Source organism: uncultured Fibrobacter sp., assembly GCF_937877005.1.
Classification (GTDB): Bacteria; Fibrobacterota; Fibrobacteria; order Fibrobacterales; family Fibrobacteraceae; genus Fibrobacter.
Genome location: NZ_CALEFV010000287.1, coordinates 1 through 7,375, shown reverse-complemented (window position 1 = coordinate 7,375; position 7,375 = coordinate 1). Strand labels below are relative to the sequence as shown.

The 7,375-nt window shown below is 51.3% G+C and carries 5 protein-coding genes; 1 reads left to right on the top strand and 4 read right to left on the bottom strand.

The genetic code is table 11. The annotated features are described in order from the left end of the window. Positions 1-1,258 (top strand): AlwI family type II restriction endonuclease (locus Q0628_RS12895; RefSeq protein ID WP_298771596.1); only part of this gene is annotated, 1,258 nt, incomplete at its 5' end. A gap of 155 nt (positions 1,259-1,413) precedes the next feature. Here Q0628_RS12895 and Q0628_RS12890 read toward each other — a convergent pair. The 4 genes from Q0628_RS12890 to Q0628_RS12875 all read right to left on the bottom strand — a co-directional run bounded on the left by Q0628_RS12890 (position 1,414) and on the right by Q0628_RS12875 (position 7,127). Beyond that, positions 1,414-3,126, bottom strand: a complete 1,713-nt coding sequence (locus Q0628_RS12890; protein WP_298771594.1) for an acyl-CoA dehydrogenase family protein — start codon at positions 3,124-3,126, stop codon at positions 1,414-1,416. Between the two features lie 5 nt (positions 3,127-3,131). Continuing rightward, positions 3,132-4,157, bottom strand: coding sequence for an electron transfer flavoprotein subunit alpha/FixB family protein (locus Q0628_RS12885; RefSeq protein ID WP_072807905.1), 1,026 nt, complete (start codon positions 4,155-4,157; stop codon positions 3,132-3,134). 3 nt (positions 4,158-4,160) lie between these two features. Beyond that, positions 4,161-5,042, bottom strand: a complete 882-nt coding sequence (locus tag Q0628_RS12880) for an electron transfer flavoprotein subunit beta/FixA family protein (protein ID WP_298771593.1) — start codon at positions 5,040-5,042, stop codon at positions 4,161-4,163. A 537-nt stretch (positions 5,043-5,579) separates the two neighbouring features. Further along, complete coding sequence (locus tag Q0628_RS12875) at positions 5,580-7,127, bottom strand: M6 family metalloprotease domain-containing protein (protein WP_298771591.1); 1,548 nt, start codon at positions 7,125-7,127, stop codon at positions 5,580-5,582. Positions 7,128-7,375 lie beyond the last annotated feature (248 nt).

Below are 7,375 nucleotides of genomic sequence, written 5' to 3'. Positions count from 1 at the left end.
GCCTTTGTATAAAGAAATGTATGCAGTATATATGGAAGCTAAGAGCAATAGAATATCTCATTTGTTTTCTGCGGTGAATAATGTTTCAACATCGCGCAAATGGAAAGAAATGCTGTTTAATGCTAGTCGTATTGCTGAAGTGAAAAAAGATCCAAGAGGTTGTCTTTCCAAATTGCCTGCATATGTAACAAAAACAGAAAAATCGTTTAAAAGATTCTTTTTTTGGACAATGCACTTGTTTAAAGTTAAATCTATGTTGGAAGATTATTTTGATTTAAACAAGCGTTTTTTAGGTCTTACAAATTGTTTCCTCTTTGAGAATAATAGGGTTAAATTAGATATTGTTCCTAAACAGTTGTTTGGTTATGCAATTACGGATTTGTATAAGCAGGCGTATCAAAAGAGTCCGTTGTTGTTCGAGAAAAGTTCTCTTGAAGATATTTGCCCAGCCCTGTCATTTGATGAGAAAAAAATTATTAAAGGAATTAATAGTGAATTGCGAACCCGTATAAAAAACATGAGGGAGGCTTACAATAAAGTTGATGAACTTCGCTATAAACGATTCCAAAAAGTGATAAAAGATAAGTTTTCGGATAAAAATCTTATTCAAATTCTTAATTATTTTGAAAACAGATCAGATGGTAAAATAAAAGAAATGGTTTCGGATAATGCGGAACCTCCTGCCATTTTTGAATATATTCTTGGGGTGATTTGGTACAAGATTAGTGACGGAAAATGTGATATTCGTGATTTTATGAAACGGCTGGATGCAGATTTGTTGCCGGTTTCACATGCCGCAGGAGGGGATGCGGATATCATTTATGGATACTCTCATTGTGCTAATTATCCGGAGCATAAATTATTGTTAGAAGCAACACTTGCTGATAGTACAAATCAGCGACGAATGGAAATGGAACCGGTGTCAAGACATTTAGGAGACCATTTATTGAAAACTGGGAATGATGTCAGTTATTGCGTTTTTGTGGCGACATATCTTCATGTCAATGTAATTGGAGATTTCCGTTTGAGGAAAAACATTGTGTATTGCGATCCTCAAGACACTGATAAATTTATTCGCGGCATGAAAATTATACCGTTAAATACAACTGATTTGAAAATTATTATAAATAATAAGATTCCATATTCTAGTTTATACAAGTATTTTGATCGCGCTTATGATTGCAGTGAAATGCACCCACAGAAATGGTATGATGGATATGTGAATGTTAAAAAGAATTTTCTGAAGAAAAAAAGCTAGGAAATGCTTATAAACAAAAATAAACCTCGGTTCATCACCGAGGCTTTTTAATTTCGCGTTGTCGCGTTAGCGAGAACTACTTGTACTATTGCTTCGCTCAAGTACAAAATGCTAGGTCCGGTCATGCCCGAGCATGCTTGGACGCGACTCTCACCTTACGCCTTCCTATAGCTCTCCATCGCTTCCACATCCACGCTCTTCACGAAGTTGTAGTGCTTGGCGACTTCGGCTTCGGCGAGGTTCAGGTACACCTTCATGCTCTTTTCGAACAGTTCCGGTGCCTTGGTGGCATCGCGGAGGAGCAGCTGGCTCATCACGCAGTTGGCTGCGAGTTCGTAGAGGTGGCGGCTGCAGAGGTCGGTGAACTCGTTGTTGTTCGCGGCCTTCACGACTTCGATAGCTTCGTTGAACTTCGCGTCCATGGCCTTCGCGCGGGCCTTGAGGCTCTCGTATTCGGCGGCCACTTCGCCCGCTTCCAGTTCCTCGAGCATCTGGCTGTAGGTTCCGGTGGTGATGTGCGGGAGGGCGGCCACGGTCTGCAGCTGCGTCGTGCCTTCGTAAATGGAGGTGATGCGTGCATCGCGGTAGAGGCGCTGGCAGGCGTATTCAAGCATGTAGCCCGAACCGCCGTGAACCTGGATGCTGTCGTAGGCGTTCAGGTTCGCGTATTCGGAGTTCATGCCCTTCGCAAGCGGCGTGCAGGCACTGGCGAGCTTCTGATAGAGCTTGAGTTCAGCCTTCTCCTCGTCGGTGAGCTTGCGGGTGCGCTCGATGTCCTCGAGGCCCTTGTAGATATCTACATAGCGGGCTGTCTGGTACAGGAGCGCGCGGCCTGCGTCGAGGCGTGCCTTGATGTTCGAAATCATCTCATAGACGGCGGGGAAGTTCACGATGGCCTGGCCGAACTGCTTGCGGTCCTTGGCATAGGCGAGAGCTTCGTTGTATGCCATCTGGCTGATGCCCACGGACTGTGCGGCAATGCCGAGGCGTGCACCGTTCATGAGGGCCATCACGTACTTGATGAGGCCGAACTTGCGGCGGCCACAGAGTTCAGCCTTCGCGTTCTTGTAGACAAGTTCGCAGGTCGGGCTTCCGTGGATGCCGAGCTTGTTCTCGATGCGGCGCACGTTCACGCCGCCGTCGCGCTTGTCGTAGATGAACATGGAAAGGCCGCGGCCGTCATGGGTGCCTTCTTCGGAGCGGGCGAGCACCAGGTGGATGTCGCTGTCGCCGTTGGTGATGAAGCGCTTCACGCCGTTAAGGTACCAGCACTTGTCTTCTTCGCTGTAGGTGGCCTTGAGCATCACGCGCTGCAGGTCGGAACCGGCGTCGGGTTCAGTCAGGTCCATGGACATCGTCTCGCCGGCGCACACGCGCGGAATAAAGCGGGAACGCTGGTCTTCGTCGCCGAACTCGTACAAGGTCTCGATGCAGTCCTGCAGGGACCAGATGTTCTCGAAACCGGCGTCTGCAGAGGCGATCATTTCGTTGATGGCCGTGTAGGCGGTAATCGGGAAGTTGAGGCCGCCGAAGCGGCGCGGCATGGTCACGCCATTGAGGCCTGCCTTGCGGGTGGCTTCCAGGTTCTCGTAGGTCTTGCTTGCGTAGCGCACGCGGCCGTCTTCGCAGTGGGGGCCTTCGGCGTCCACGTCTTCCGAGTTCGGGAAGATGGTGTTCGCGGTGATGTCGCCTGCGACTTCGAGCACGCGGTTGTAGCTGTCTATCGCGTCGGCGTAGTCTTCCGGCGCGTAGTCAAAGCTGTCCTTGTCGGCGTAGCCGTTTTCCTTGAGCTCCACGATGCGCTGCATCAGGGGAGAGCTTTCAAGGTTGAACTTAATCTCTGGATGGTCTGTGTAAAAATTCGCCATAACGCCTACTTGTTGTTTGCCTTGTAATACTTGATCATCTTCGGGATGACCTCTTCGACGGTGCCGTTGATCACGTAGTCAGCGATAGCGTTGATCGGGGCGTCGGGGTCGGAGTTCACGGAGATGATGATTCCTGAATCCTGCATGCCGGCGAGGTGCTGAATCTGGCCGGAGATACCGCAGGCGATATACACCTTCGGGCGTACGGTCACGCCGGTCTGGCCAATCTGGCGGTCATGATCGGCAAAGCCCGCGTCGATAGCGGCACGGCTTGCGCCCACTTCGGCGTGGAGTTCCTTCGCCAGTTCAAACAGCATGTCGAAGTTTTCCTTGGAGCCCATGCCGTAACCACCGGCCACCACGATGGGTGCGCCCTTGAGGTTGTGCTTGGCCTTTTCCACATGGCGTTCCAGCACCTTGACCACGTATTCCGTTTCCGGCACGTACTTGGCCACGTCGTGCTTGATGACTTCGCCCTTGTAGTTCGGGTCCACGATTTCCTTCTTCATCACGCCTTCGCGCACCGTCGCCATCTGCGGGCGGTGTTCCGGGTTCACGATGGTAGCGACGATGTTGCCGCCGAACGCCGGGCGAATCTGGCAGAGCTGGTTTTCGTAGAACTTCTTCACGCCGCCGATGCTCATTTCGAAGCTGTCGATTTCGAGTTCGGTACAGTCGGCGGTAAGGCCGCTGTGCATGGCGCTGGAAATGCGCGGGCCGAGGTCACGGCCAATCACCGTTGCACCGAGCAGGCAAATCTGCGGCTGCTCTTCCTTGAAGAGGTTCACCACGAGCGATGCGTGCGGGTTGGTGGTGTAGGGGAAGAGCCCTTCGGCGTCGAACACATGGACCTTGTCCACACCGTAGGGGAACACCTGCTTTTCAATTCCGTCGAGGCCCTTGCCTGCGCAGATGCATTCGAGCTGAACGCCGAGCGTGTTGGCGAGCTTGCGGCCCTTGGACAAAAGTTCGAGGGAAACATCGACAACGGTCGTGCCCTCAATTTCGCAATATACAAATACGTTATTCATAGGCTAGCCAATAATCTTCCCGTCTAAAAGTTCCTTGATAAGTCCTTCGACGTCGGCGTCGCTTGCAGTGAGCGTGCGGCTTTCCTTCGCCTTGAACACGATGTTCTTGACAGCCTTCACGTTCGTCGGCGAACCGGCCTTACCGATCTGGGCAGGGTCTGCGTCGATGTCGGCGGCACCCCACTGCGGAATGTTCAGGTAGGGCTTCTTCGCGATGAGGGCTTCGTACTTTTCGGCATCTTCCGGCTTGCGTTCGGCAACCACCGTCGCGTTCTTGAACTTCATGAGGCGCTTTGCGTTGCGCGGACGGCACGGGGCCGCACTTCCGTTCACGGTCACGACCAGCGGGAGCGGTGCTTCCACCGTTTCCACGCCACCGTCGATGTGGCGGCGGATCACGACCTTACGGGCCTTTTCGTCGAGGGAGAGAATTTCTTCGGCGTAGGTCACCTGCGTGAGGCCCAGCTTTTCTGCAATCTGCGGACCGACCTGTGCGGTATCGCCGTCGATAGCCTGGCGGCCACCGAGAATAATGTCGTAGTTGCCGATCTTTTTAACGGCCTGGGCGAGCGTGTAGCTCGTAGCGAGCGTGTCAGCACCACCGAGCGGGCGGTCCGTCACCACGAAACCTTCGTCGGCGCCGCGGTACAGAGCTTCGCGGACGACTTCGGCAGACTTCGGGAGACCCATCGTCAGCACAGAGATGGTGGAACCCGGGAACTGGTCCTTCAAACGAAGGGCTTGCTCCAGGGCGTTCAGGTCTTCGGGGTTGAAGACCGCGGGCAATGCGGCACGATTGATGGTTCCCTGCTCCGTCATGGCATCGGGGCCCACGTTTCGTGTATCAGGTACTTGCTTAGCAAGCACAACGATTTTAAGACTCATATTTCCTAACTATTGAATTTACGGTTAATGTTTAGTTGGGGTACAAGATAGCAATTATAAAGGAGCGGAGAGTGCTGTGCCCCCCGCTATGCTCCTGTTAGTATAGAGTAAGAAAATGATAATTATTTTGTAAGTTTGATTCGGTAGTGGTTCTGATGCACTCGCCTTGCTTGTCATTGCGAGTCGTAGGCGAAGCAATCTCTACCTGAGTTTGTTAAAAATTTTCGGATAAATCGATCCATTGCGGATTTATTGATTCTATCAGATCAATTTTCTTTTTCCTATTGCCAGCTTTTATTTGCTTTTCTCGTTGAATGGCGTCCTTTATGTCTTGAAAATATTCGCAATACCCTAATTTCGTAACGTTATATTTGGCTGTAAAACCGTGCAATTTTTCCTTGTGCTCATTTTTGTTGAATGCGGAATTTATGTTCCTACTACACATTTTTTCCGCGGAAAAAATGCGCGCTGTCTGCAAAAATTCCAAATAATGGTATGATGTGTTTATTTAAAAGAAAACCTGAATGCCTGGGCGTCTTATTTCGCCACTTCGACATACACGCCCTTTGGCAAATCGGGTAACGCGCCATTGGCGTTGCGTACTCCGACGGGCTTGCCGAGCACGTTGAATATCTTGCTTCCGGGCTTGCCGTGTTTGGTGATTCCTAAATTTGATATGATTGCAGAGGGGGCTTCCGAACTGGAAGAAGACTCTGTCATTGAACTTGACGAGATTTCTTCCGGCGCGCTCGAAGAGCTTGAAACCGGCTCGGAGCAGTTCTCGCCGATGCAGAACATGAGCGTTTCTCCGGGTGTTCCGATGTCGGTGATTTTGAGGCCTGTCTTGGAGCCGTTATACCAGCGGATAGCGGGGTAGGCGTCATCTGAAAATTCCGCGTAGGTTCCGCTCTTGAAGAAGGTGTTGGCGGTGCTGCCCGGGCTTGGCCACTGGTCGCCGGGATTGTCGCTCGATTTGCCTGCGGCGTTCGCGTGCACAATTCTTAGGGTGAGTGAATCTGCGGCAATGTTGCCCCGGGTAAAAGAAAAATCATAATGCTGCATCAAGAGCCCGCTCCCGGCGAGTACCTTGTTGCGGCCTGTGTTGCGCACATAAGACCACACCAATCCTTCTTGGTTCGGCCTGTTTGGGGTCTTGTAGCGGTAGCAGAATTCTCCGGGCTTCGTAACTTCAAGGCTTGTTACGTTGTTTACATCGTCGCTCGTGATGTCCACGAACGGAATCCAGCCCTGGTCCGCACGGAAAAAGTCATTGATAGCTACAGGGTTCAAATCGTTTGCGCGGTTGCCCATGGTGCAGTAGTCGCCGTACCAGTAAAGATCCGGCCAGCCGAAGATCATGTGTCCCGATTCATGCACAAAGACATATATCGAAAACTTGCCCGGCATGTCCGTCATCTGATGGTGCGTGAGCCGGACTCCATCGCGCCTTTCGCTGGACCATCCGGAATGCGGCCACAGGCCCTGTCCCCAAGTTTGCCCGGCGCCGGCGTATACGATGTTGATGGCTTCGGTAGTGCCGTCCTTGTCGTTGTCGTAGCGCGAAAAATCAACCTGAGAATCGAAGTAGTCGAACACCTCCTTCATGAGGATGTCGGACCCCTTGTACTTGTTGTTGGGCTCGAACCTTTCCTCGCTTTCGTACCAGGACTTGGGGTATTTTGCGCGGTACCAACCGTAGACTTCGTTCGTGAGGTCCAGCTGTCCGTTAGAAACATCGAGGTAGTAGTCGCGCACGGAACCGTTGCAACCGTCCCTATTGAAGCCTTCCTTGTTGAGCCATTCCTCGACTTCTTCTTTTGTGACGGGAGCGGGAACGTCCGAAAAATCCACGAGGAGCGTGAGACTGTAGATTTTGCCCTTGGGGGCGGCGTAGTGACTCTGGGTTGCGAACGCGGTCGTTTTCATGAGGGCGCGAGTTTGGGGGACCCCGCGGGAATTGTCGAACGTGGGCCTAGCCTCGGCGGGCCATTCCTGGACGAGTTTCCCTTGGTAGACGATGTCGGCAAAAAGCGTCGTCGGGAACAACAATAATAAAAGACAAAGCGGGTTAACCCAATTTTTCATATAACACATCCCATATTTAGTACACCTTTTTTGAAAATACATTAATTTCGCCCCAAAAGGGCTGTTGTCCATGGCCATACAACCAAAGACCGACTATAAAGTCGGCATGACAAACTGAAACACACCGCTAAAACGGCATGCCTGCGTGAGCGTTCGCCTTGTCCTCATTCTTTTGAAATTTGCACATTTCACATGGAGAACAAGAGCTAAACTCTCTAATATGTCCAATTTAAAAATAACTTAAATAC

Bases quoted from the DNA above. Each gene is read 5' to 3' on its own strand.
- Q0628_RS12880 (WP_298771593.1), bottom strand. From the start codon at position 5,042: ATGAGTCTTAAAATCGTTGTGCTTGCTAAGCAAGTACCTGATACACGA.
- Q0628_RS12875 (WP_298771591.1), bottom strand. From the start codon at position 7,127: ATGAAAAATTGGGTTAACCCGCTTTGTCTTTTATTATTGTTGTTCCCG.
- Q0628_RS12885 (WP_072807905.1), bottom strand. From the start codon at position 4,157: ATGAATAACGTATTTGTATATTGCGAAATTGAGGGCACGACCGTTGTC.
- Q0628_RS12890 (WP_298771594.1), bottom strand. From the start codon at position 3,126: ATGGCGAATTTTTACACAGACCATCCAGAGATTAAGTTCAACCTTGAA.